The sequence below is a fragment of the Variovorax frigidus genome (assembly GCF_051216515.1).
Taxonomy (GTDB): Bacteria; Pseudomonadota; Gammaproteobacteria; order Burkholderiales; family Burkholderiaceae_C; genus Variovorax.
This window is the reverse complement of the sequence record NZ_JBPJZF010000001.1, coordinates 1,056,756-1,079,025: the sequence shown is the minus strand read 5'-3', so window position 1 is coordinate 1,079,025 and position 22,270 is coordinate 1,056,756. Positions and strand designations below refer to the sequence as shown.

Annotated in this window: 20 protein-coding genes; 5 read left to right on the top strand and 15 right to left on the bottom strand. The window is 68.5% G+C overall.

Going from position 1 to position 22,270, the window contains the following annotated elements; translation table 11 throughout:
- Window positions 1-18 precede the first annotated feature (18 nt).
- The 6 genes from ACSFBC_RS05065 to ACSFBC_RS05040 form a co-directional block, all read right to left on the bottom strand.
- The gene (locus ACSFBC_RS05065) at window positions 19-285 is read right to left on the bottom strand and encodes a DUF1272 domain-containing protein (protein WP_435509206.1); all 267 of its coding nucleotides are present in this window, start codon (window positions 283-285) and stop codon (window positions 19-21) included.
- Between the two features lie 114 nt (window positions 286-399).
- Entirely contained in the window at window positions 400-1,605 is a 1,206-nt protein-coding gene (locus ACSFBC_RS05060; protein WP_435509205.1) for an ABC transporter substrate-binding protein, read from the bottom strand.
- A gap of 37 nt (window positions 1,606-1,642) precedes the next feature.
- On the bottom strand, window positions 1,643-2,557 hold the full coding sequence (locus ACSFBC_RS05055; RefSeq protein ID WP_435509204.1) for a beta-keto acid cleavage family enzyme: 915 nt from the start codon (window positions 2,555-2,557) through the stop codon (window positions 1,643-1,645).
- Between the two features lie 146 nt (window positions 2,558-2,703).
- Window positions 2,704-3,516 carry a crotonase/enoyl-CoA hydratase family protein gene (locus tag ACSFBC_RS05050; protein ID WP_435509203.1) on the bottom strand — a complete coding sequence of 271 codons (813 nt, stop codon included), beginning with the start codon at window positions 3,514-3,516 and terminating at the stop codon, window positions 2,704-2,706.
- Between the two features lie 26 nt (window positions 3,517-3,542).
- Window positions 3,543-5,333 (bottom strand): feruloyl-CoA synthase, encoded by a 1,791-nt coding sequence (locus ACSFBC_RS05045; RefSeq protein ID WP_435509202.1) that lies wholly within the window; start codon window positions 5,331-5,333, stop codon window positions 3,543-3,545.
- Window positions 5,334-5,373: 40 nt separating this feature from the next.
- The gene (locus ACSFBC_RS05040; RefSeq protein WP_435509201.1) at window positions 5,374-6,318 is read right to left on the bottom strand and encodes a 3-hydroxyacyl-CoA dehydrogenase NAD-binding domain-containing protein; all 945 of its coding nucleotides are present in this window, start codon (window positions 6,316-6,318) and stop codon (window positions 5,374-5,376) included.
- Window positions 6,319-6,492: 174 nt separating this feature from the next.
- Between ACSFBC_RS05040 and ACSFBC_RS05035 the strand changes: the two genes are divergently transcribed.
- Window positions 6,493-7,203: a Crp/Fnr family transcriptional regulator gene (locus ACSFBC_RS05035; RefSeq protein ID WP_435509200.1), complete on the top strand. Its 711-nt coding sequence runs from the start codon at window positions 6,493-6,495 to the stop codon at window positions 7,201-7,203.
- Between the two features lie 23 nt (window positions 7,204-7,226).
- Here ACSFBC_RS05035 and ACSFBC_RS05030 read toward each other — a convergent pair whose 3' ends face one another.
- From ACSFBC_RS05030 to ACSFBC_RS04990, 9 genes are all read right to left on the bottom strand, one after another.
- Window positions 7,227-7,928: an ABC transporter ATP-binding protein gene (locus ACSFBC_RS05030; RefSeq protein ID WP_435509199.1), complete on the bottom strand. Its 702-nt coding sequence runs from the start codon at window positions 7,926-7,928 to the stop codon at window positions 7,227-7,229.
- Window position 7,929: 1 nt separating this feature from the next.
- Complete coding sequence (locus ACSFBC_RS05025; protein WP_435509198.1) at window positions 7,930-8,691, bottom strand: ABC transporter ATP-binding protein; 762 nt, start codon at window positions 8,689-8,691, stop codon at window positions 7,930-7,932.
- A complete protein-coding gene (locus tag ACSFBC_RS05020; protein WP_435509197.1) occupies window positions 8,688-9,653 on the bottom strand; it encodes a branched-chain amino acid ABC transporter permease in 966 nt (321 codons plus the stop codon). Before ACSFBC_RS05020 ends, ACSFBC_RS05025 begins: the two co-directional genes overlap by 4 nt.
- Before the next feature lies 1 nt (window position 9,654).
- Complete coding sequence (locus ACSFBC_RS05015) at window positions 9,655-10,527, bottom strand: branched-chain amino acid ABC transporter permease (protein WP_435509196.1); 873 nt, start codon at window positions 10,525-10,527, stop codon at window positions 9,655-9,657.
- 150 nt (window positions 10,528-10,677) lie between these two features.
- Complete coding sequence (locus tag ACSFBC_RS05010) at window positions 10,678-11,856, bottom strand: ABC transporter substrate-binding protein (RefSeq protein WP_435509195.1); 1,179 nt, start codon at window positions 11,854-11,856, stop codon at window positions 10,678-10,680.
- Entirely contained in the window at window positions 11,853-12,647 is a 795-nt protein-coding gene (locus tag ACSFBC_RS05005) for an alpha/beta fold hydrolase (protein ID WP_435509194.1), read from the bottom strand. The genes ACSFBC_RS05010 and ACSFBC_RS05005 overlap by 4 nt, the downstream gene beginning before the upstream one ends.
- A 50-nt stretch (window positions 12,648-12,697) precedes the next feature.
- Complete coding sequence (locus tag ACSFBC_RS05000; RefSeq protein ID WP_435509193.1) at window positions 12,698-14,272, bottom strand: benzoate-CoA ligase family protein; 1,575 nt, start codon at window positions 14,270-14,272, stop codon at window positions 12,698-12,700.
- 56 nt (window positions 14,273-14,328) lie between these two features.
- Window positions 14,329-15,879, bottom strand: coding sequence for a 3,4-dehydroadipyl-CoA semialdehyde dehydrogenase (locus ACSFBC_RS04995; RefSeq protein WP_435509192.1), 1,551 nt, complete (start codon window positions 15,877-15,879; stop codon window positions 14,329-14,331).
- 22 nt (window positions 15,880-15,901) lie between these two features.
- Window positions 15,902-16,369 carry a 4-hydroxylaminobenzoate lyase gene (locus tag ACSFBC_RS04990; protein WP_435509191.1) on the bottom strand — a complete coding sequence of 156 codons (468 nt, stop codon included), beginning with the start codon at window positions 16,367-16,369 and terminating at the stop codon, window positions 15,902-15,904.
- A gap of 179 nt (window positions 16,370-16,548) precedes the next feature.
- Between ACSFBC_RS04990 and ACSFBC_RS04985 the strand changes: the two genes are divergently transcribed.
- From ACSFBC_RS04985 to boxA, 4 genes are all read left to right on the top strand, one after another.
- Window positions 16,549-17,481, top strand: a complete 933-nt coding sequence (locus tag ACSFBC_RS04985; protein WP_435509190.1) for a helix-turn-helix transcriptional regulator — start codon at window positions 16,549-16,551, stop codon at window positions 17,479-17,481.
- A gap of 138 nt (window positions 17,482-17,619) precedes the next feature.
- Window positions 17,620-19,293 (top strand): 2,3-epoxybenzoyl-CoA dihydrolase, encoded by a 1,674-nt coding sequence (gene boxC / locus ACSFBC_RS04980; protein ID WP_435509189.1) that lies wholly within the window; start codon window positions 17,620-17,622, stop codon window positions 19,291-19,293.
- Window positions 19,294-19,436: 143 nt separating this feature from the next.
- The gene (boxB, locus tag ACSFBC_RS04975; protein WP_435509188.1) at window positions 19,437-20,864 is read left to right on the top strand and encodes a benzoyl-CoA 2,3-epoxidase subunit BoxB; all 1,428 of its coding nucleotides are present in this window, start codon (window positions 19,437-19,439) and stop codon (window positions 20,862-20,864) included.
- 129 nt (window positions 20,865-20,993) lie between these two features.
- Entirely contained in the window at window positions 20,994-22,265 is a 1,272-nt protein-coding gene (gene boxA, locus ACSFBC_RS04970; protein ID WP_435509187.1) for a benzoyl-CoA 2,3-epoxidase subunit BoxA, read from the top strand.
- Window positions 22,266-22,270 lie beyond the last annotated feature (5 nt).

Sequence of the window (22,270 nt, the reverse complement as noted above, 5' to 3'; positions counted from 1 at the left end):
CAACGATGCGATCGACGTTCACACCATCGGCATCGGTGGTTGCGCCGCTACGCAACCCGCGGGCTTCAACACGCGCTCGGTCGAGGCCGGCGACTTCGCCAGCTTGTCCGTCGGCCGGCGCGGGCGGCGGATCAGTTCGCCGCCGCAGTTGGGGCAGGTGCCGGCGAGGTGGCGTTCCGCGCAATCGCTGCAGAAGGTGCACTCGAAGGAGCAGATCCGGGCGTCCGCCGACTCGGCGGGCAGGTCGCGGTCGCAGCATTCGCAACCTGGGCGCATCTGGAGCATGGAAAACCTCGGCAAAGCTGTGTCGCCGAAGCTTAAACGAGACGGCGCGGCGCCTGGAGTGGACGGTGCCTGCGGCTCGGCTGCAGGGGGCGGCGGGAACGCCGCCGCGGCGTCTCAGCTCGCCTTCCAGCGTGCGCAGCGCGATTCGGCCTTGGTCGTCCATGGCACCTCGCCCTTGATCGATTCGACGACCTTGTAGTAGTCCCAGGGCTCCTTCGACTCGGCGGGGGTCTTCACCTGCAGCAGGTGCATGTCGTGCACCATCAGGCCGTCGCCGCGCAGCCATCCGCCCTTGACGAACATGTCGTCGAACTTGGCCTTGCGCAGTTGTGCCATGACCTTGTCGGCGTCGTCGGTGCCCGCGGTCGTCACGGTCTTCAGGTACTGCAGCGTGGCCGAGTAGTTGCCGGCCTGGAAGGAGGACGGCATGCGCTTCTGCTTGTCGAAGAAGCGCCGTGCCCACTCCCTCGATTCCGCGCTCTGGTTCCAGTACCAGCTGTCGGTGAGGTACATGTTCTGCGCGGTCTTCAGGCCTAGTGCATGCACGTCGTTGATCGTGATGATCATGCCGGCGAGCTTCATGTTCCTGCCGATGCCGAACTCCGCGGCGGACTTCAGCGCGTTGACCGTGTCGCCGCCCGCATTGGCCAACGCCAGCACCTGGGCCTTGGAGCTCTGCGCCTGCAGCATGAAGGAGGAGAAATCGCTCGCGCCCAGCGGATGCTTGACCGAACCCACGACCGTGCCGCCGTTGTCGAGGATCACCCTGGTCGCGTCGTTCTGCAGCGAGGCGCCGAACGCGTAGTCGGCGGCCACGAAGAACCAGGACTTGCCACCGCCCTTCACCACGGCGTTGGCCGTGCCGCGCGCCATGGCCACGGTGTCGTAGGCGTACTGGATGGTGTAGGGCGAGCAGAACTCGTTGGTGAGGCTGGAAGCGCCCGAGCCCACGACGAAGTAGGGCTTCTTCTTGTCCGCGGCCACGCCGGCCATCGCGATCGCGGCACCGGAGTTCACGCCGCCGATCAGCATGTCGACCTTGTTCACGTCGAACCACTCGCGCGCCTTGGCCGCCGCAATGTCGGGCTTGTTCTGGTGGTCCATCGTCAGCAGTTCGATCCGCTTGCCGTCGATCGCGCCGCCCATGTCGGCGATCGCCATGCGGATGGCGTCCGCGCCCGCGGGGCCGTCGTAGTCGCGGTAGATGCCGGACATGTCGCTGATGAAGCCGATGCGGATCAGGTCGTCGGAGATCTGGGCATGGGCCATGGCGGCCGAGGCCATCAGCGCGAGGGCGCAGGCGATGCGGGACTTTTTCATGGGTGTCTCTCTTGTCTTCTGGAAGGAAATCGATGGCTCAGAGCGCGAATTCGGGCCGCACGGCGCCCATGCGCGGCAGGCCCATCATTTCGCGCGCCTCGGCCGGCGTGGCGGGCTCCATGTCCATCTCGCGGATGATCCGCACGATGCGTTCGGTGAGCTGCACGTTGGTCGCGAGCTCGCCCTGGCGGAAGTAGAGGTTGTCCTCCAGCCCCACGCGTGCATGGCCGCCGAGCAGCAGCGAGGCCACGTTGGCCTCGAGCTGCGACGGGCCGATGCCGCTCACGCAGAAGATGCTGTTCCTGGGCAGTGTGTCGACCATCATCTGGAGGAAGCGCGGCGAGTAGGGCATGGCGTTCTGGAAATTGCGGTGCACGTTCATCACCAGGTTCACGAAGTGCGGCGCGTCGTCCAGCCCTTCGTCGATCAGCGTGGTGGTGTCCTGCAGGATGTGCGTGGGGCTGAAGACCTCCCACTCGGGCTTGATGCCGCGCGCCTTCATGCCTGCGGCGAGTTCGCGGCCGCGCGCGAGCGAGGTGTCCATCAGAATCTCCTTGCCCTCGAAGCTCAGGTTCAGCGTGGTGGCGTCGAGCGTGCACATCTCGGCACCGGCGTCCATGCCCTTGAGCCGCTCCTCCCAGAGGATTTCCCAGCGGCCGCCCGCCAGCGGATGCACCATGTCGCCGTGCACGCCGCCGCCGGTGGAGTTGTTGATCACGATGTCGCTGCGCGCACGGATGCGCGTGTTGATGTCGCGGTAGATGGCGGGGTTGCAGGTGGCGCCGTCGTCGGGTCGGCGCGCATGGATCGCGACCACGCTGGCGCCCGCGTTCCAGCAGCGGACCGTGTCGTCGGCGATCTCCTGCGGCTGCGTCGGCAGGTGCCGGTTCTGCGACTTGTGGGCCATGCCGCCGGTCGGGGCGATGGTCAGGATGACTTTGCGTTTGGACATGGGATCGGCTCTGGAGTGGGGACAAATGCGGACCATTGAATCCGCATGGGGTGGCGCCGATTGTTCGATCCCGGGTCCTGCAGGTCAGTCGTCGCAACGACAATTCACGTCAGGGTTTACGCGGCCGCATGATGCGTCGCGCACGATCACGCGTCCTTTCCCACCTTGCCCGCGCGCTTCTCGAGGAAGGCACGCACGCGCACCTTGGCCTCGTCGTCGCCCTGCGCCACGGCCGACATCAGGGCCTCGACAAACAGGCCGTCGGAGCGGCTCATGTCGGCGATGCGCGGCAGCGCCTGCAGGATCGCGAAGTTGGACAGCGGTGCATTGCTTGCGACCTTGCGTGCGAGCTCGATCGCCTTGTCGAGGGCCGCGCCGGGCTCGACCAGATAGTTGCTCAGGCCCGCGGCCTGGCCCTCGGCCGCATCGAGAACGCGGCCGGTGAGCATCATGTCGGTCATGAGGCTGAAGCCCGCGAGGCGCGGCAGGCGCACCGAGCCGCCACCGCCCACGAAGATGCCGCGCTGGCCTTCGGGCAGGCCGTAGAAGGTGCTGCGCTCGGCCACACGCAGGTGCGCCGTGGCCGCGAGCTCGAGCCCGCCGCCGATCACCGCGCCGTGCAGCGCCGCGATCACGGGCACGCGGCCGTACTGGATCTGCTCGAAGGCCTGGTGCCAGGCGCGCGAATGCAGCACGCCGTCGGCGACGCTGCGTTCCATGACCTCCGACAGGTCGAGGCCGGCGCAGAAGTGCTCGCCGGCGCCGCTCAGCACCACGGCGCGGCAGTGCGCGGGCAGGGCCGAGAACGCGATCTGGAGTTCGGCCAGGAAGGCATCGCTGATCGCGTTGCGCTTGTCGGGACGGTGCAGGCGCAGATGCACCAGCGCATCCGACTGCGTGACCTGGAGGAAGCGGAGCTGGCTGCAGGGGCCGGGCAGGGGAGAGAAATCGTCATGCATGAAGAGGGTGCTTGTGGAATGTGTTCTCAGATCCGGATGACGTCGGCATCGCCGACATAGAGCCGCGCCACCTCGTCGGCGCGCCGTGCCAGCACCATGCGCTGGTTCACGTAGCCCTTGTCGGTGATCTCGCCCGCATCGGCATCGAGCGGTTCGGCCATGAACAGGATGCGGCGCGGCATCTGCGAGGAGCCCGCGCCGCTGCGCTGGAAGGCGGCCAGCGCCTCGCGCACCTTCTGCGCGACCGCGGCGGGGCCGGCCGCCAGCGCGGCGGCCGTGGGGAAGACCAGCGCGCCGATCTCGTCGCGGTCGTGGCCCGCGATCACCGCGTCGGCCGCATAGGGCGACAGGGCCGAGACCAGCTGCAGGCGCAGCGGGCCGACCGAGACCCAGGTGCCGCTCGAGAGCTTGAAGTCCTCGGCCACGCGGCCGTCGAAGATCACGCCGCGTGCCGGGTCTTCGGGGTCGACCAAGTAGCCCGCATCGCCGATACGGTAGAAGCCTTCGTCGTCGAAGGCGGCGGCCGTGAGTTCGGGCGCGTTGCGGTAACCCGGGAACACCGAGACGCCACGCACGCGCATCTCCTGTTTCTCGCCGTTGCGCACCAGCTTGAGTTCGAGGCCGGGCAGCGGGATGCCGATGCAGCCCGCGCCGTCGAGCCGGAAGTGCGCGCTGGTGACCAGCGGCGAGGTCTCGGTCGAGCCCCAGGAAGTGGTGAGCCACAGCGGTTCGTCGCGCACGCTCGCGGCCAGCGCCTCGAGGCGCTTCCAGGTGCTCGAGGGCAGGGCCGCGGCGGCGTAGAAGACCAGCAGCAGAGGTGACAGCACCTCGCGTGCGAGATCGGAATCGGCTTCCAGAAAGGGCAGCAGCATGTCCAGGCCGCGCGGCACGTTGAAGTGCAGGTTGGGCCGCACCTCACGCAGGTTGCGCACGGTCTTCTCGATCAGCCCGGGCGCGGGGCGCCCGTCGTCGATGTACAGCGTGCCGCCATGGCGCAGCACCAGATTCAGGTTGTGGTTGCCGCCGAAGGTGTGGCTCCAGGGCAGCCAGTCGAGCAGCACGGGTTTGCGCGTCGCGAGGAAGCGCCAGGTCTGCGCCAGCGCCTGCTGGTTGGCGCACAGCATCCGGTGCGTGTTGACCACGACCTTGGGCTGGCCGGTCGAGCCAGAGGTCAGCAGGAACTTGGCCACGTCGTCGCCCTGCAGGGCCTCGAAGGCGGCCCTCACGGCGGGTGTTTCGGCGGTGTCGAGGAAGCTGCCGAAATGCAGTGCACCGGGCACGTCTTCGGCGCCTTCGCTCAGCACCTTGACCGCATCGTCGGCACAGGCGCTCATCGCCGCACCGTAGGTCTGGGCGTTCGCCGCGTAGACCAACGAAGGCTGCAGGGTTTCGACGATGCCGCGGATCTTCGCGCAGTCCTTCGTCAGCCGGCAGTAGGCGCTGGAGACCGGGCAGAAGGGCAGGCCGATGTGCAGCGCGGCCAGCATCAGCATCGCGTGGTCGATCGAATTGTCGGAGAGCACCACCACCGGGCGGTCGCGCGGCAGCTGCAGGTCGAGCAGTCGCTGCGCGATGGCGCCGACGGCCTGGAGCAACTGGCCCCAGCTCACGCGCCGCCACGCGCCGCTGCCATCGCGTTCGGCGAAAGCCAGCGTGTCAGGCGTCTCTGCGGACCAGCGCTCGAGCCAGTCGCCGATGCAGCGGGAGTACGCGCCCAGGGGTTCGGGGGAACGGAGCACCACGCTGCCGTCGGCTTGCTGCAGGCACAGCGCGCGTGCGGGCGCTACGAGGGCGGGGTTGTCGTAGAGGGCGACCATGCTGCGGTTCTTTCTTTTTGCTGCGGTTGCGTGCCGGCGATCAGGTCGGCTGGGCCGGTGCGGCCTTGGCCTGGATCAGCCCGATCAACACCTCGTCGCGCCGGGCCTCGAGCGTCGCGAGGCTCTGGCCCTCGAGCGCATCGGCCATGCCCTGGACGATCAGGGCCTTGAGTTCGGGCGTCATGGCCGGCGTGCCGAGGTCCTGCCACCAGGCTTCGATCGGGCCGCCCAGGTGGTCGAGCACATGCGCGATGCCGCCCGCGCCACCCGAGAAGTGGAGGTTCATGAACGGGCCGAACACGCCCCAGCGCAGGCCGGGCCCGAAGGCGATGGCCGTGTCGATGTCTTCCACCGTGGCCACGCCCTGTTCGACCAGGTGGAAGGCCTCGCGCCAGAGCGCGGCCTGCAGCCGGTTGGCGATGTGGCCCCTGATTTCCTTGCGGCCATGGATGGGCCGCTTGCCGACCGATGCGTAGAACTGCATCGTGCGTTCGATGGTGTGTGCCGAGGTGCGCTCGCCGCCGATCACCTCGACCAGCGGGATCAGGTGCGGCGGGTTGAAGGGGTGGCCCAGCACCACGCGTTCCGGGTGCCGGCAGGCCGACTGAATGTCGGTGGTCGAGAGGCCCGACGAGCTCGAGGCCAGGATCACCTCGGGCGGCAGGCGCGCGTCCATGCGCTGGAACAGATCGGTCTTGAAGTCGCGCCGCTCGGGGCCGTTCTCCTGCACGAAATCGACGCCCTGCAACGCGGTGTCGAGGTCGGGGTGGAACCGGAGGCGGTCCATCGACGCGCCCGGCGCGAGGCCGAGCCGTTCGAGCATCGGCCAGTGCCGGGCCACGCTCGCGCGCAGCCGCGCCTCGGCATCGGGCGAAGGATCGGTGGCCACCACGTCCAGCCCGTGGGCCAGGAAGTGGGCGGCCCAGCTGGCGCCGATGACGCCGGTGGCGACGATGGCGACGCGCTGGATGGTGGGAGAAGTCATGGGGGAAAAGGCAGTCGGTGGACGAGAGAGGCGAAGGCGCGGGCGCTCGCACGTGGGGTCTTTGCGCTTCGAATTGTTGGATGGGTGCTGCGAAGTCACAGTCGTCTGAACGACAATCCGCACCTGGGAAAACCTCAGGACCGGCTCCCGCGCCAACGCACGCATCCACCCTCCATGAGCTTCAAGACAGCGCCGCGCGCGGCCGGCATCACCCTGCAGCAACTGCTGGCCGAATCGGCGTGGTTCGCGCTGTTGACGCCGGCTGCGCGCGACCAGGTGCTGGCCGACGTGGTCGAGCGGACGGTGGCGGTCGGCGATGCGCTGATCCGCCACGGCGAGACCGCGCTCTGGTGGAACGGCGTGATGGAGGGCGTGATGAAGTGGTCGACGGGCACGCGCGCGGGGCGCTCGGTCACGCTGGGCGGGCTCACGGTCGGCAGTTGGTTCGGCGAAGGCAGCCTGCTGCGCGGCAAGCCGGTGCAGGCCGACATCATCGCGCTGCGCCACAGCCGCGTCGCCATGCTGCCCAAGAACACCTTCGAGTGGTTGTACGAGACACAACCGGCCTTCGGCCGCTTCCTCACCAACCAGATCAACGAGCGCCTGCACTGGTTCATGGGCGACTTCGCCGCGCATCGCGTGCTGGGCGTCGAGGCGCAGGTGGCGCGCGCGCTGACCGGGCTGGTGCACCCCTGGCTGAACCCCGGCGGCGATCTGCACCTGCAGATCTCGCAGGAAGAACTGGCCAACCTCGTGGGGCTGTCGCGCCAGCGCTGCAACCAGGCGCTGAGCCAGTTCAAGGCCATGGCGGTGGTGCGCACCGAGTACGGCGGCATCACCATCCTCGACATCGACCGGCTCACAGCGTTGACCACGGTCGAGTAGTGCGCCTGGCGGGCGCGTAAGCTTCAAACCCCCAGCCAGGTCGCCAGCGCCGCGGGCTCGGCTGCCACGGCCGCGGATTCGGCCGCGAGCACGATGCGGCCCTTCTCCATCACGATCGCGCGTTCGGTGTGGGCCAATACACGGCGCCAGTCGCGGTCGACGATCAGCGTGGCGATGCCGGTGCTTCGGATGTCGGCGATCACACGCCAGATCTCCGCCACGATCAGCGGCGCCAGGCCTTCGGTGGCCTCGTCGAGGATCAGCAGCCGCGGGTTGGTCATCAGCGCGCGGCCGATCGAGAGCATCTGCTGTTCGCCGCCCGACAGCTGCTGGCCGCCGTGCGAGAGCCGCTCGGTCAGGCGCGGGAAGGTCGCCATCACACGCTCGAAGGTCCATTCGCGCCGGCCGTCGATGCCGGCGCGCGCGCTCATCAGCAGGTTCTCACGCACCGAAAGGTTGGGGAAGATGCCGCGGCCCTCGGGAACGTAGCCGATGCCCAGACGCGCGATCTTCTCGGGCGCCCAGCCGGTCACATCGCGGCCGTCGAGCAGCACGCGGCCGGAGGCGGGGCGCACGTAGCCCATCAGCGTGCGGATCAGCGTGGTCTTGCCCATGCCGTTGCGCCCGAGCAGGCCGAGCGAGGTGGCCGCAGCCTGGGTCGCATCGACGCCGCGCAGGATATGGCTGTCGCCGTAGTAGGTGTGAATGGCTTCGATCTGCAGCATCTCAGTGGCCCTCGACCTGTTCTTCGCCCAGGTAGGCCTCGCGCACGCCCGGGTCGTTGCGGATGGCGGCCGGTTCGCCGGTCGCGATCACGCTGCCGTTGACCATCACGGTGATGCGGTCTGCGATGCGGAAGACCGCGTCCATGTCGTGCTCCACCAGCAGGATCGCGTGCGAGGCCTTGAGCCGCGTGAGAAGGGCCAGCATGCGCTCGGATTCCTCCGCCCCCATGCCCGCCAGCGGTTCGTCGAGCAGCAGCACGCGCGGGCGGGTCGCGAGGCACATCGCGACCTCAAGCTGGCGCTTGGCACCGTGGCTCATGGTGCCGGCGATGCGGTGCGCCTCGCCCTCGAGGCCGGCGGCGCGTAGCGCCTCCTCGGCGGCGGCATTGCTGGCGGCGCAGCCGCGCGCAGACTGCCACAGCGCCCAGGGCCGCGGCGTGGCGGCCTGCGCGGCCAGGCGGCAGTTCTCGTGCACGGTGAACTCCGGGAAGATCGTGGTGCGCTGGTAGCTGCGGCCCACGCCGTCGCGCGCGCGGCGCGATTGGGCGCGTGCCGTGATGTCGATGCCCTCGAGCGCGATGCGGCCGTCGGACGCCTCGATCTCGCCCGAGAGCATGTTGATCAGCGTCGACTTGCCGGCGCCGTTGGTGCCGATCACTGCATGCACCTCGCCGCGGCGCAGGTCGAGCGTGACCGCGTTCACGGCCACCAGGCCGCCGAAGCGGCGGGTCAGCGTGTGGACGGACAGGAGGGGCGTGCTCATGGCGTCACCGCCTTCGCTGCGGGCGTGGGCGAGAGCCGCGCCGCGAGCCCGATCAGGCCCTTGGGCAGCAGCGCCACGAACACGATGATCGCGATGCCCAGCGTCAGCTGCCAGTGGTCGGCCAGCGGACCGACCAGCGCGTGCGTGCCCAGCACCTCCTTGAGCAGCGTGAAGGCAACCGCGCCGATCACCGCGCCGCGCAGGTGGCCGAGGCCGCCCAGGATGATCATCAGCAGCACCTCGCCCGAGTTGTGCCAGGCCATGAGTTCGGGGTTGACCACGCCGTCGCGCGCGGCGACCAGGAAGCCGGCCAGGCCGGCCAGCGCACCCGCGATCACGAAGGCCGCGAGTTTGTAGCCGTAGACCGCAAAGCCGGCCGCGCGCATGCGCTGCTCGTTGACACGGATGCCGGCGAGCGCCGCGCCGAAGCGCGAGCGCCGGATCAGCGCAAGCAGGCCGTAGGTGCCCGCCAGCGCGGCCAGCACGACATAGAACTGCACCCGGCGGTTCTCCATGTCGATCGCGCCCAGCGCGGGCCGCACGTACAGGTAGATGCCGTCGCTGCCGCCGCCGACCTTGGTGTCGTGGAACACGAAGTAGGCCATCTGCGCGAAGGCCAGCGTGACCATGATGAAGTACACGCCGCGGGTGCGCAGGCTCAGCGCGCCCACGGCCAGCGCATACAGCGCGGCGCTGCCCATCGCGAGGGGCAGCAGCCAGGCGATCGAGCCGCCCTCGGGCCCCGATCCCAGCACCGTCGCATAGGCGCCGATGCCGTAGAAGGCCGCGTGGCCCAGGCTCACCAGCCCGGTCATGCCGACCAGCAGTTCGAGGCTCAGCGCGAAGATCGACAGGATCATGACCTTGACGATCAGGTCCGACGTGTAGGGGCTCAGCATCGGTCCGAGTGCGGCCAGGGCCAGGGCGCAGAGCACAGGAGTCCAGTGGGAAAGGTTCTTCATGTCAGTGCCTCTTGCCCATCAGGCCTTCGGGGCGCCATATGAGGATGATCGCCATCAGCACGTAGATGCCCATGCCGCTGAGTTCGGCGAAGAAGACCTTGCCGAAGGTGTCGACGAAGCCCACCAGCAGCGAGGCCACCAGCGCGCCGGTGATCGAGCCGATGCCGCCGATCACCACCACCACGAAGCAGATGATCAGCACGCTCGCGCCCATGTTCGGGTAGACCGAGGACATCGGCGCGGCGATCATGCCGGCCAATGCCGCGAGTGCCACACCGGCCGCGAACACGATGCGGTAGAGCCGGCGGATGTCGATGCCGAGGCCGCGCACCATGTCGCGGTTGCTCGCGCCGGCGCGGATCATCATGCCCAGCCGCGTGCGGTTGACCACCAGGTAGAGCCCGATCGCGAGCACGATGCAGGCCGCGGAAGCGAACAGCCGGTACCAGGGGTAGCTCATCAGGTCACCGAGCGCGAAGCTGCCTTCGAGCCAGGGTGGCGCCTTGACGCCGTGCACGTCGTTGCCCACCAGGATCGAACGCAGCTCCTCGAACACCAGGATCAGCCCGTAGGTCATCAGCACCTGCTGGAGGTGGTCGCGCTGGTAGAGGTAGCTGAAGAAGGCCCATTCGAGCAGGTAGCCGAAGATGGCCGCCAGCACCACGCCCGCGAGCAGCATCACGATGAACTGGTCGCCGAACAGCGGCGACAACGCGAACGCCATGTAGGCGCCCAGCATGTAGAAGCTGCCGTGCGCCAGGTTGATGACGCCCATGATCCCGAAGATCAGCGTCAGCCCCGAGGCCACGAGAAAGAGCAGCAGCCCGTACTGAACCGAGTTCAGGCATTGGACGAGGAAGGTGCCGAAATCCACGTTGGGGGTTCTCTCTGGACGCGATCGTTGAGAAGGGGATGCAGTGCGTGAGACACCGCGGATCCGGCTCCGCCGGTCCGCAGGTGTCGCCCCCGGCGAGGGGGTTGGCGTAGCGACACGAAGTGCGCGAAGCCTGGGGGAGAGCCAGCCCTACATCCTGCAGCCGCGCGCTGGATCGGCCAGGCCCTTGACCGCGATGCTCACCATCTTGTTCTCCTTGCCGTCGACCTTGCGCAGGTAGATGTCCTGCACCGGGTTGTGCGACTTGCTCACCGAGAAGCTGCCGCGCGGGCTGTCGATCTTGGCGCGCTCGATGGCGGCCGAGAACTCGGCCTTCTTCGAGATGTCGCCCTTCACGGCGTCGAGGCCGATCGCCAGCATCTGCGCGGCGTCGTAGCCCTGCACCGCGTACACGTCGGGGTGCAGCTTGAAGGCCTTGGCATAGGCGGTGCGGAAGCTGTTGTCGCGCGGCGTGTTCAGGCCGTCGGCATAGTGCAGCGTGGTCAGCATGCCCTGCGCGGTGTCGCCTTGCGCATCAAGCGTGCCGTCGGTCAGGAAGCCCGGGCCGTAGAGCGGAATGGTCTTGTTCAGGCCTGCGGCCGCGTAGTCCTTGACGAACTTGACGGCGCCGCCGCCCGCGAAGAAGGCATACACCGCATCGGGCTTGGCTGCGGCGATCTCGGTCAGCAGCGCCTGGAACTCCACATTGGGGAAGGGCACGGTGAGCTGCTTCACCACCTGGCCGCCGGACTTCTCGAAGCCTTCCTTGAAGCCGTTGACCGACTCGTCGCCGGCCGCGTACTTCCAGGTGATGGTGATGGCCTTCTTCTTCTTTTCCTGCTTGGCCGCGACCTCGCCCATCGCGTAGGCCGGCTGCCAGTTGGAGAACGAACTGCGGAAGATGTTGGGTGCGCACATCGGGCCGGTCACGGCATCGGCGCCGGCGTTGGGCACGATCAGCACGGTGCCGCTCTCCTTGGCGGCCTTGGCCATGGCCATGGCGACGCCCGAGTGCACCGTGCCCACGATCACGTCGACGCTGTCGCGCTTGATCAGCTTGTTCACGTTGTCGGTGGCCTTGGCCGGATCGGACTCGTCGTCGACCTTCACGTACTCGATCTCGCGGCCACCGAGCTTGCCGCCCTGTTCCTCGACGCGCAGCTTGAAACCGTTCTCGATGGCCACGCCCAGCGCGGTGTAGGTGCCGCTGTAGGGCAGCATCAGCCCGACCTTCAGTTTGGCGGGCTGGGCATGGCCCGCGGTGGCGATGCAGGCCAGCGCGAAGGCCGCAAGGGCGGTCACGGTGCGGCGCGTGGTGGGGTGGCTCATGGATGTCTCCTGTTGTGGATGAACGAAACGGTGGCGTCGATCACGGCCTGCGGCTGGTCCCGGTGCGGGGAGTGCCCGCAGTCCGGCAGCTCGAGCAGTTGCGTGTTGGAGACCCGCGATGCGATGCCGCGGATCTGTTGCAGGGTGCCGTACTCGTCGTCCACGCCCTGGATGGCGAGCACCGGGCAGCGGATGCCCTCGAGTTCGGCTTCGATGTTCCAGTGGCGGAAGGGCGGGTGCAGCCAGATGCGGTTCCAGCCCCAGAAGGCCGAGTCCGGATCGTCGTGGTAGCGGCCGAGCTTCTGCGGCAGGTCGGTGCCCAGGTAGGCGGTGCGCGCGATCTCGATGTTCGCGACGGTCTTGTCTTCCACGAAGATGTGCGGCGCGAGCAACACCAGCCCCGCGACCTTGGCGGGGAAGCGCGCGGCATGCAGCAGCGCGATCGAGCCGCCGTCGCTGTGGCCGAAGAGCCAGGGCGCTTCGTCGATGCCCAGCGCATCGAACAGCGGCGGCAGTACTTCGTGCGCCTGACGGTGCATGAAGTCGACATCCCAGGTCTCGTCGGCGTCGCGCGGGGTCGAGCGGCCGTAGCCGGGCCGCGAGAACACCAGGCCGCGAAAGCCCCCGGCCGCGCACAGCTGCGCGGGGAAGTCCTTCCACATCGCGACCGAGCCCAGGCCCTCGTGCAGGAAGACGAGGAGCGGCGCCTCGCTGCGTTCGGGGGCGATCCATTCGCACTCGATGCGCACGGCGCGGCCGCGCCAGTCGATGGTGGCGAACGTCGCGCTCATGGATGTGGCTCCTTCCCCCGCTGGGGGGAGGGAGAAAGACAAGGACTTCCTCACGCCTGTTGCTCCTGCTCGCGCAACCTGAATCTCTGGATCTTGCCCGTGGCCGTCTTCGGCAGCTCGTCGACGAACTCGATGAAGCGCGGGTACTTGTAGGCCGCCAGGTGCTGCTTCACGAAGGCCTTGAGCTCTTCTTCCGTGGCCGCGCTGCCGTTCTTCAGCACCACGAAGGCCTTGGTCTTGGTCAAACCGTCGCTGTCCTGCTTGCCGATCACCGCGGCCTCGAGCACGGCCGGATGCCGCATCAGCGTGGCCTCGACCTCGAAGGGCGAGACGTAGATGCCGCTGACCTTGAGCATGTCGTCGCTGCGCCCGGCATAGGTGTAGTAGCCGTCGGCATCGCGCGAGTACTTGTCGCCGCTCTGGGTCCAGCCGTCGCGGAAGGTCGCGGCGCTTTTTTCCGGGTTGCCCCAGTACATCAGCGCGCTGCTCGGGCCATGGATGTAGAGGTCGCCGACCTCGCCGTCGGGCACGGGCCGGCCGTCCTCGCCGCGCAGCTCGATCCGGTAGCCCTCGACCGGGCGGCCGGTGGTGCCGTAGCGGATGTCGCCCGGCCGGTTGGAGATGAAGATGTGCAGCATCTCGGTCGAGCCGATGCCGTCGATGATCTCGCAGCCGTAGTGCGCCTTGAAGCGCTCGGCGATCTCGCCCGGCAGCGCCTCGCCGGCCGACGAGCACATGCGCAGCGCGACCGCTTCGCGCGCGGGCTTGGCCGGCGAGGCGAGCATGCCCGCGAAGCCGGTGGGCGCGCCGAAGAAGACCGTCGGCTTGACGGCCGTGCCGTGCGCGGCCTGCGCTTCGCCGGTCCAGCGCCGGAAGGTGGCGTCGGGCGTGGGCCGTTCGGCCATCAGCACCACCGTGGCGCCGACCGACAGCGGGAAGGTCAGGCCGTTGCCCAGTCCGTAGGCGAAGTAGAGCTTGGCGGCGGAGAAGCAGACGTCGTCCTCGGTCAGGCCCAGCACCGGCTTGCCGTAGAGCTCGGCCGTCCACCACGGGTTGCCGTGGGTGTGGACCGTGCCCTTGGGCCGGCCGGTCGAGCCCGAGGAGTAGAGCCAGAAGGCGTGGTCCTGGGCCAGCGTGGGCGCGGGCGCGGCCATCGGTGCGTGGGCCGCGATCTGCGCCTCGAAGTCGAGCCCGCTCGGCGGCAGCGCCGCGGTCGGCTGCGAGACGAACAGCTGTTTCAGCGCATGCGGCGCGCGGCCCATCGCATCCTGCAGCACCGGCACCAGTGCGCCCGAGACCAGCGCGGCCTTCGCGCCGCTGTGGTCGAGCATGTAGGCGTAGTCGCCGGCCGTCAGCAGCGTGTTGACCGCCACCGGCACCAGGCCCGCGTAGAGCGCGCCGAGAAAGCTCACCGGCCAGTCGCTGCTGTCGAGCTGCAGCAGCAGCACGCGGTCCTTTCGCTGAAGGCCCGCGGCGCGCAGTGCGCTCGCCAGCCGGCGGGCCCGGTCCTCGAGCTGGCCGTAGCCGAGCGTGCCGCGGTCGTCGATGTAGGCCAGCTTCTGCGCGCGGCCTCGGTTGAGCGCGAACAGGTGCTCGGCGAAGTTGAAGTCGGTGGGCGGGTTCATTGTGTGTCTCCTGAGGCCGTGGATGCCGGCGCGTTCTGTTCGGGCCCGTGCGTCGGCTACAGCCCGAGCGCGGCCAGCACCGCAGGGCTGGCCTGCACCGCGCTGCGGCGGTGGTAGAAGTCCAGCGCGCGCAGCCCGCCGAGTTCGGCACCGCCGCCCGCGCGGCCCGGGCCGCCGTGCAGCGACATCGGCATCACGTTGCCGTGGCCGGTGTGGGCTTGCGCCACATCGGGCGTGACCACGTGCACCCGGCCATGGCTCGCGGCCACGCGCACGGCGGTGCGTGCCAGCGCGCTCTCGTCGCTGCCGTACAGCGAGGTCACGAGCGAACCCTGGCCGCGGTGCGCCAGCGCGATCGCGTGCTCGGCGTCGCGGTAGGGCAGCAGCGTGGCGACCGGGCCGAAAACCTCGACGTCATGCACCAGGGGGGCCGCGTCGGCATCCTTCGCGCCCAGCAGCACCGGGCCGATGCAGGCCGCGATCGCGGGGTCGGCGTCGATCAGCGCTTGCTGGCTGCCGTCGTGCAGCTGCTCGGCCTGTTGGCGCAGCGTGGCCAGGCCTTCGCGCACCGACTGCAGTTGCGCGCGGCTCACCAGCGAGCCCATGCGCACGCTCTCGTTGCGCGGGTTGCCCACGGTGATGGCGCGCAGCTTGGCGCCGATGGCTTCGGCCGCGGCGTCGTAGACGTCGGCCGGCACGAGGATGCGGCGGATGGCGGTGCACTTCTGCCCGCTCTTGACCGTCATCTCTCGCACCACTTCGCGCACCAGCAGGTTGAAGGCCTCGCTGCCCGGCGCCGCGTCGGGCATCAACAGGGCGGAGTTCAGGCTGTCGGCCTCGATGTTTGCGCGCACCGAGCGCTGCGCGACGGCCGCGTGGGAGCGGATCAGCGCGCCGGTTTCGGCCGAGCCGGTGAAGGACACGACGTCGAAGGGCTCGAGCGCATCCATCAGCCCGTTCGAGCTGCCGCAGATCACCGACAGCGCGCCGGCCGGCAGCACGCCTGCGTCGACCACGTCGCGCACCATGCGCTGCGTGAGCCAGGCGGTGGAGGTGCCGGGCTTCACGATCACCGGCACGCCCGAGAGCAGCGCCGGCGCCGCCTTCTCCCACAGCCCCCAGGCCGGGAAGTTGAAGGCGTTGATGAACAGCGCGACGCCTTGCGTCGGCACCTGGAGGTGCTGCGACAGAAACACCGGCTCCTTGCCGAGCTTGACCGCGTCGCCGTCGCGCAGCACCTGCACGTCGCCCAGCGCATCCCCCCACTTGGCGTACTGGCCGAGCGTGAAGATCGCGCCGTCGATGTCGACCGCGGAGTCGTTCTTCACCGTGCCCGAGTTGGCGGTGGCGATCTCGTAGTAGGCGTCGCGGTGCGTCTGCAGCACCTTGACCACCGCTCCGAGCAGGGCCGCGCGTTGCCGGTAGGTGAGGGCGCGCAGGCCGGCGCCGCCGGTGTCGCGGGCGAAGCGGAAGGCCTCGGGCAGGTCCAGCCCGGTCGCATCGACGCGGGCCAGTTCGGTGCCGAGCACGGGGTCGAAGAGCGGCGTGCCGGTGCCGGTGCCGTGTTGCCAGCGGCCGGCGACGTGGTTGGCGAGAAGTTCGGTCATGGGTGCGGTCGGTCCGGTGGCCTCAGTGGCGCGTGAATTGGATCTGGCCTTCGGGCAGCAGGTAGAGCACGAGCGCGCGGCCCTGTGCGACGGTCGGGTGGTGGGCGCTGCCCGGCGGGTAGACGCACCAGCCGGCCGGGCGGCCGTCGAAGGTGGCGTCGCCCTCCAGCGGCATGATCAGGTCGATCTCGCCGTTCGGATGCGTGTGGTGCGGGCCCGCGAGATCGGTCATGTCGACCACGTCGACCGAGAAGCGGTGCAGTGCGTCCTCGGGCTTGAAGGGCCGGCCGTAGCGGATGCCGCCGCCATCGCGCTCGCAGAGCCAGCGCTCGGCCACGCCTTCGAGGCAGGCGCGCTGCAGCGCCACGAAGGTGGGGCTGCCGGCGCCGTGCTCGGCGTTGAGCCATCGGTCGAGCGCGTCGTCGAGCGGGCGGCCCGCGATCTGCGCTGTCAGGTTGGCCACCAACTGGTGGAAGTTTTCTTTGGACATGGTCTTCGTCGTGGGGCGAACGGTCTTGCAGGTGAAGTGCGGTTGCAGCTTTGGGCTGCGTGCAGTATCTTGCGTCTCATCGAACAATAGGCACCATGATGCATGTTGTCAAGCAACATAGTGCATGTATGGCGTTTACCCTGAGCGCGCAAAATCACGTGACTGAATTGAGGAGTTCCATGACTGAGGAAGTGCAGGCGGGGGAAGTGGCGGCGGAGTCGCCTGAGCCGACAGTTGCGGAGGCGGTGCGCAATCCCTTGCTGGCCGCGCTGGGCGACCGGGTGCGCAACCTGCGCGCGCAACGCGGGCTCACGCGCAAGGCGGTGGCGCTGTCGGCCGAGGTGTCGGAGCGCCATCTGGCCAATCTCGAATACGGCATGGGCAATGCCTCGATCCTGGTGCTGCAGCAGGTGGCGACGGCGCTGCACTGCTCGCTGGCCGAACTGGTTGGCGACGTCACCACCAGTTCGCCAGAGTGGCTGTTGATCCGCGAACTGCTCGAGCACCGCAGCGAGGCCGACCTGCGCCGTGCGCGGCTCGCGCTGGGCGAACTGCTGGGCAGCGGCCGCGGCGATGCGGCGCGGCACCGGCGCATCGCGCTGATCGGACTGCGCGGCGCGGGCAAGTCCACGCTCGGGCCGCTGCTGGCGCAGGACCTCGACGTGCCCTTCATCGAGCTGAGCCGCGAGATCGAGACGCTGGCCGGCTGCAGCGTGCGCGAGATCCACGACCTCTACGGCACCAGCGCCTATCGGCGCTACGAGCGGCGCGCGCTCGAAGAGGTGGTGCAGATCCACAGCGAGGTGGTGATCGCCACGCCGGGCGGCATCGTGTCGGACCCGGCCACCTTCAACGAACTGCTGTCGCACTGCACCACGGTGTGGCTGCGCGCCGCGCCCGAGGAGCACATGGGCCGCGTGGTGGCGCAGGGCGACACCCGCCCGATCGCCGCCAGCAAGGAGGCGATGGACGACCTGCACCGCATCCTCGACGGCCGCGCCGCCTTCTATTCGAAGGCCGACCTGCAGATCGACACCAGCGGCCAGACGCTGGAGCAGAGCTTCAAGGCCCTGCGCGGCAGCGTGCGCGCCGCCATCGCCGCCGCCTCCTGAACCCGGCGCCGGCGGCGCCTCCGTAACTGAAGAAAAACGCAACAGGCATTGACTTGCATGGTCGCATGCATGATGATGCATGTCAGGCGATCGAGAAATGCACTATGTTTCTTGTTCTTTCGTTTCACGGAGACCCGCATGACCCCCACCCCTGACACCGCCCCCCGCGTCGACTACCGCACCGAACCCGCCCAGTACCGGCACTGGAAACTCTCCGTGCAGGACGACGTCGCGCAGCTCACGCTGGACATCGCCGAGGACGGCGGCATCCGTCCGGGCTACAAGCTCAAGCTCAACAGCTACGACCTGGGGGTGGACATCGAGCTCAACGACGCGCTCAACCGCGTGCGCTTCGAGCACCCGCAGGTGCGCTCGGTGATCGTGACCAGCGGCAAGGACCGGATCTTCTGTTCGGGCGCCAACATCTTCATGCTGGGCGTCTCGAGCCATGCCTGGAAGGTGAACTTCTGCAAGTTCACCAACGAGACGCGCAATGGCATCGAGGACTCGTCGAAGCACTCGGGCCTCAAGTTCCTGGCCGCCGTCAACGGCGCCTGCGCGGGCGGTGGCTACGAGCTGGCCCTGGCCTGCGACGAGATCGTGCTGGTCGACGACCGCTCCTCGGCCGTGTCGCTGCCCGAAGTGCCGCTGCTGGGCGTGCTGCCCGGCACCGGCGGCCTGACCCGCGTGACCGACAAGCGCCATGTGCGCCACGACCTGGCCGACATCTTCTGCACCAGCGTCGAAGGCGTGCGCGGCCAGCGCGCGGTGGACTGGCGCCTGGTCGATGCGATCGCCAAGCCCGCGCAATTCGGTGCGATGGTGCAGGAGCGCGCCGCGAAGCTGGGCGAGGGCGGTCGTCGCGCGGACAAGGGCGCACAGGGCGTGAAGCTGGCGCGCGTCGAACGTGAAGAAACGCCCGACAGCCTGCGCTATGCACACGTGAGCGTCGACATCGACCGCAGCCGTCGCACCGCGACCCTGACCGTGCAGGCACCCTCGGGCGCCCAGCCCGGCGACGTCGCTGCCATCGAGGCCGCGGGCGCCGACTGGTGGCCGCTGGCCATGTGCCGCCAACTCGACGACGCGATCCTCAACCTGCGCACCAACGAGCCCGACATCGGCACCTGGCTGCTCAAGACCGAAGGCGACGCGCAGGCCGTGCTCGCGAACGACGCGACCATGCTGGCCCATCAAGACCACTGGCTGGTGCGCGAGACCCTCGGCGCGCTGCGCCGCACGCTGGCGCGGCTGGACGTGTCCTCACGCACGCTGTTCGCGCTGGTCGAACCGGGCTCGTGCTTCGCCGGAACGCTGGCCGAGCTGGCCTTCGCGGCCGACCGCACCTACATGCTGGCGCTGCCCGACGATGCCGAGCGTGCGCCGAAGCTCACGCTCGACGAATTCAACTTCGGCTTCGTCCCGATGGTCAACGACCAGAGCCGGCTGCAGCGCCGCTTCTACGAAGAGAGCGCGCCGCTCGAGGCCGCACGCGGCGCGGTCGGCCGCGCGCTGGATGCCGACGAGGCCCTGAGGCTGGGCTTGGTCACGGCGGCGCCCGACGACATCGATTGGGAAGACGAGCTGCGCATGGCCATCGAGGAACGCACGGCCATGTCGCCCGATGCCCTGACCGGGCTGGAGGCCAACCTGCGCTTCGCCAGCAAGGAAAACATGAACACCCGCATCTTCGGCCGGCTCACCGCCTGGCAAAACTGGATCTTCAACCGGCCCAACGCGGTCGGCGCCAAGGGGGCACTGAAGGTCTACGGCACCGGCGAAAAGGCCGGCTTCGACATGGGACGTGTCTAACCCCCCAGGCTTGCGCACTTCGTGTCGCAGCGCCCACCCCCTTTCAGGGGGCAGCACTGGCGGCCCGGCAAAGCCGGTTCCGCTGTGCTCCCGAACAGAAATCTCTTCCGCCACAACGCACCCGCCGAAAGAAAGAGTCCGCCATGAGCACCGTCAACTACAGCGACAAGATCCCGAACAACGTCAACCTCAGCGAAGACCGCACGCTGCAGCGCGCGCTCGAAGGCTGGCAGCCCAACTTCGTGAACTGGTGGGACGACGTCGGCCCCGATGGTTCGACCGGCTACGACGTCTACCTGCGCACCGCGGTCAGCGTCGACCCGCAGGGCTGGGCCCAGTTCGGCCACGTGAAGATGCGCGACTACCGCTGGGGCATCTTCCTGAATCCGGGCGATGCCAACCGCGAGATCCACTTCGGCGACCACAAGGGCGAGAAGGCCTGGCAGGACGTGCCGGGCGAACACCGCGCCAACCTGCGCCGCATCATCGTGACGCAGGGCGACACCGAGCCCGCCTCGGTCGAGCAGCAGCGCCACCTGGGCCTGACCGCGCCCAGCATGTACGACCTGCGCAACCTCTACCAGATCAACGTGGAGGAAGGCCGCCACCTGTGGGCGATGGTGTACCTGCTGCACAAGCATTTCGGCCGCGACGGCCGCGAGGAAGCCGAGGCCCTGCTGCAGCGCACCTCGGGCGACGTGGACAACCCGCGCATCCTGGGCGCCTTCAATGAGAAGACGCCCGACTGGCTGGCCTTCTTCATGTTCACCTACTTCACCGACCGCGACGGCAAGTTCCAGCTGTCGGCGCTGGCCGAGAGCGCCTTCGATCCGCTGGCCCGCACGACCAAGTTCATGCTGACCGAGGAAGCGCACCACATGTTCGTGGGCGAGAGCGGCGTGTCGCGCGTGCTGGCGCGCACCGCGGCCGTGATGAACGAGCTCAAGACCGACGACCCGCAGAAGGTGCGCGCTGCGGGCTGCATCGACCTGGGCACGATCCAGCGCTACCTGAACTTCCACTACAGCGTGACCATCGACCTGTTCGGTGCCGACCAGTCGAGCAACGCCGCGATCTTCTACAGCTCGGGCCTCAAGGGCCGGTACGAAGAGGGCAAGCGCACCGACGACCACATTCTCAAGGGCCAGACCTACAAGGTGCTCGAGGTCAAGGAAGGCCAGCTGGTCGAGAAGGACGTGCCGATGCTCAACGCGCTCAACGAAGTGCTGCGCGACGACTTCATCAAGGACTCGGTGGCCGGCGTCGGCCGCTGGAACAAGGTGCTGGAGAAGGCGGGTATCCCGACCCGCCTCACCGTGCCGCACAAGGCCTTCAACCGCCAGATCGGCGCGCTGGCCGGCATCAAGATGTCGCCCGACGGCCGGGTGGTGGGCGACGTGGAGTGGGCCGCGCGCAAGAGCGAATGGCTGCCCACGCCCGAGGACTTCGCCTTCGTCGCCTCGCTGATGGGCCGCGTGATCGAACCCGGCAAGTTCGCCGGCTGGATCGCGCCGCCGGTGATGGGCATCAACCGCCAGCCGGTCGATTTCGAATACGTGCGCTTCGGTTGATCGCATGGGGTATGACCCCCTCTCCCCTGTGGGGAGAGGGCAGGGGTGAGGGTAAGCGGCGTCCCCATGACAAGCTGTCGCCCCCTCACCCTGACCCTCTCCCCATGGGGCGAGGGAAAGGAGAAAAACATGGAAATGGTCGTTGAAGCGGGCGTGATCAGGCAGCACCTGATCGACCCCGAGATCTGCATCCGCTGCAATACCTGCGAAGCCACCTGCCCGGTGAACGCGATCACGCACGACGACAACAACTACGTCGTGCGCGCCGATGTCTGCAATGGCTGCATGGCTTGCATCTCGCCGTGCCCCACGGGCTCGATCGACAACTGGCGCACCCTGCCCGTGGTGCGGGCCTACTCGATCGAGGAGCAGTTCGGGTGGGAAGAACTGCCGCCCGAGCTGAGCGCCGACGAACTCGCGGCGGCCGGGGTGGACGCAGGCGAGGCCTTGGCCGAGCCGGTGGTGGCCGAGGCGCCGGCCGCGTCGACCGGCGAGACGATCTTCAACTCCGCGAGCTACGGCGCTACCACGCCGCCTTGGTCGGCCGCGCATGCGTACACCAACCTGTATGCGCCAAAAAGGCCGGTCACTGCGATCGTGACTGGCAATTTCAACTGCACTGAGGCCGGCTACGAGAGCGAGACGCACCACATCGTGCTCGACTTCGGCGCGCTGCCTTTCCCGGTGCTCGAAGGCCAGTCGATCGGCATCGTGCCGCCGGGAACCGATGCGCTGGGCAAGGCGCACCATCCGCGCCAGTACTCGGTCGCCAGCCCGCGCAATGGCGAGCGGCCCGGCTACAACAACCTCTCGCTGACGGTAAAGCGCGTGGTCGAGGACCACCAAGGCAACGCCGTGCGTGGCATCGCCTCCAACTATGTGTGCGACCTCAAGGTGGGCGACACGGTGACGGTGGTCGGGCCTTTCGGCTCCACCTTCCTGATGCCCAACCATCCGAAGTCGCACATCGTGATGATCTGCACCGGCACCGGCAGTGCACCCATGCGCGCCATGACCGAATGGCGCCGCCGTCTGCGCAAGAGCGGCAGGTTCGAGAGCGGCAAGCTGATGCTTTTCTTCGGCGCCCGCACGCAGCAGGAGCTGCCTTACTTCGGGCCACTGCAGAGCCTGCCCAAGGACTTCATCGACATCAACCTTGCTTTCTCGCGCCTGCCCGAGCAGCCGCGCTGCTACGTGCAGGACCTGTTGCGCCAGCGCGCCGCCGACCTGGTGCCGCTGCTGCGCGACGGCCACACGCATTTCTATGTCTGCGGCCTCAAGAGCATGGAAGAGGGCGTGGTGATGGCCTTGCGCGACGTGGCCGAAGAAGCCGGCCTGCCCTGGGAGCCGCTGGCGGCCGCGCTGAAGAAAGAGGGGCGGCTGCACCTCGAGACCTATTGAGCGCC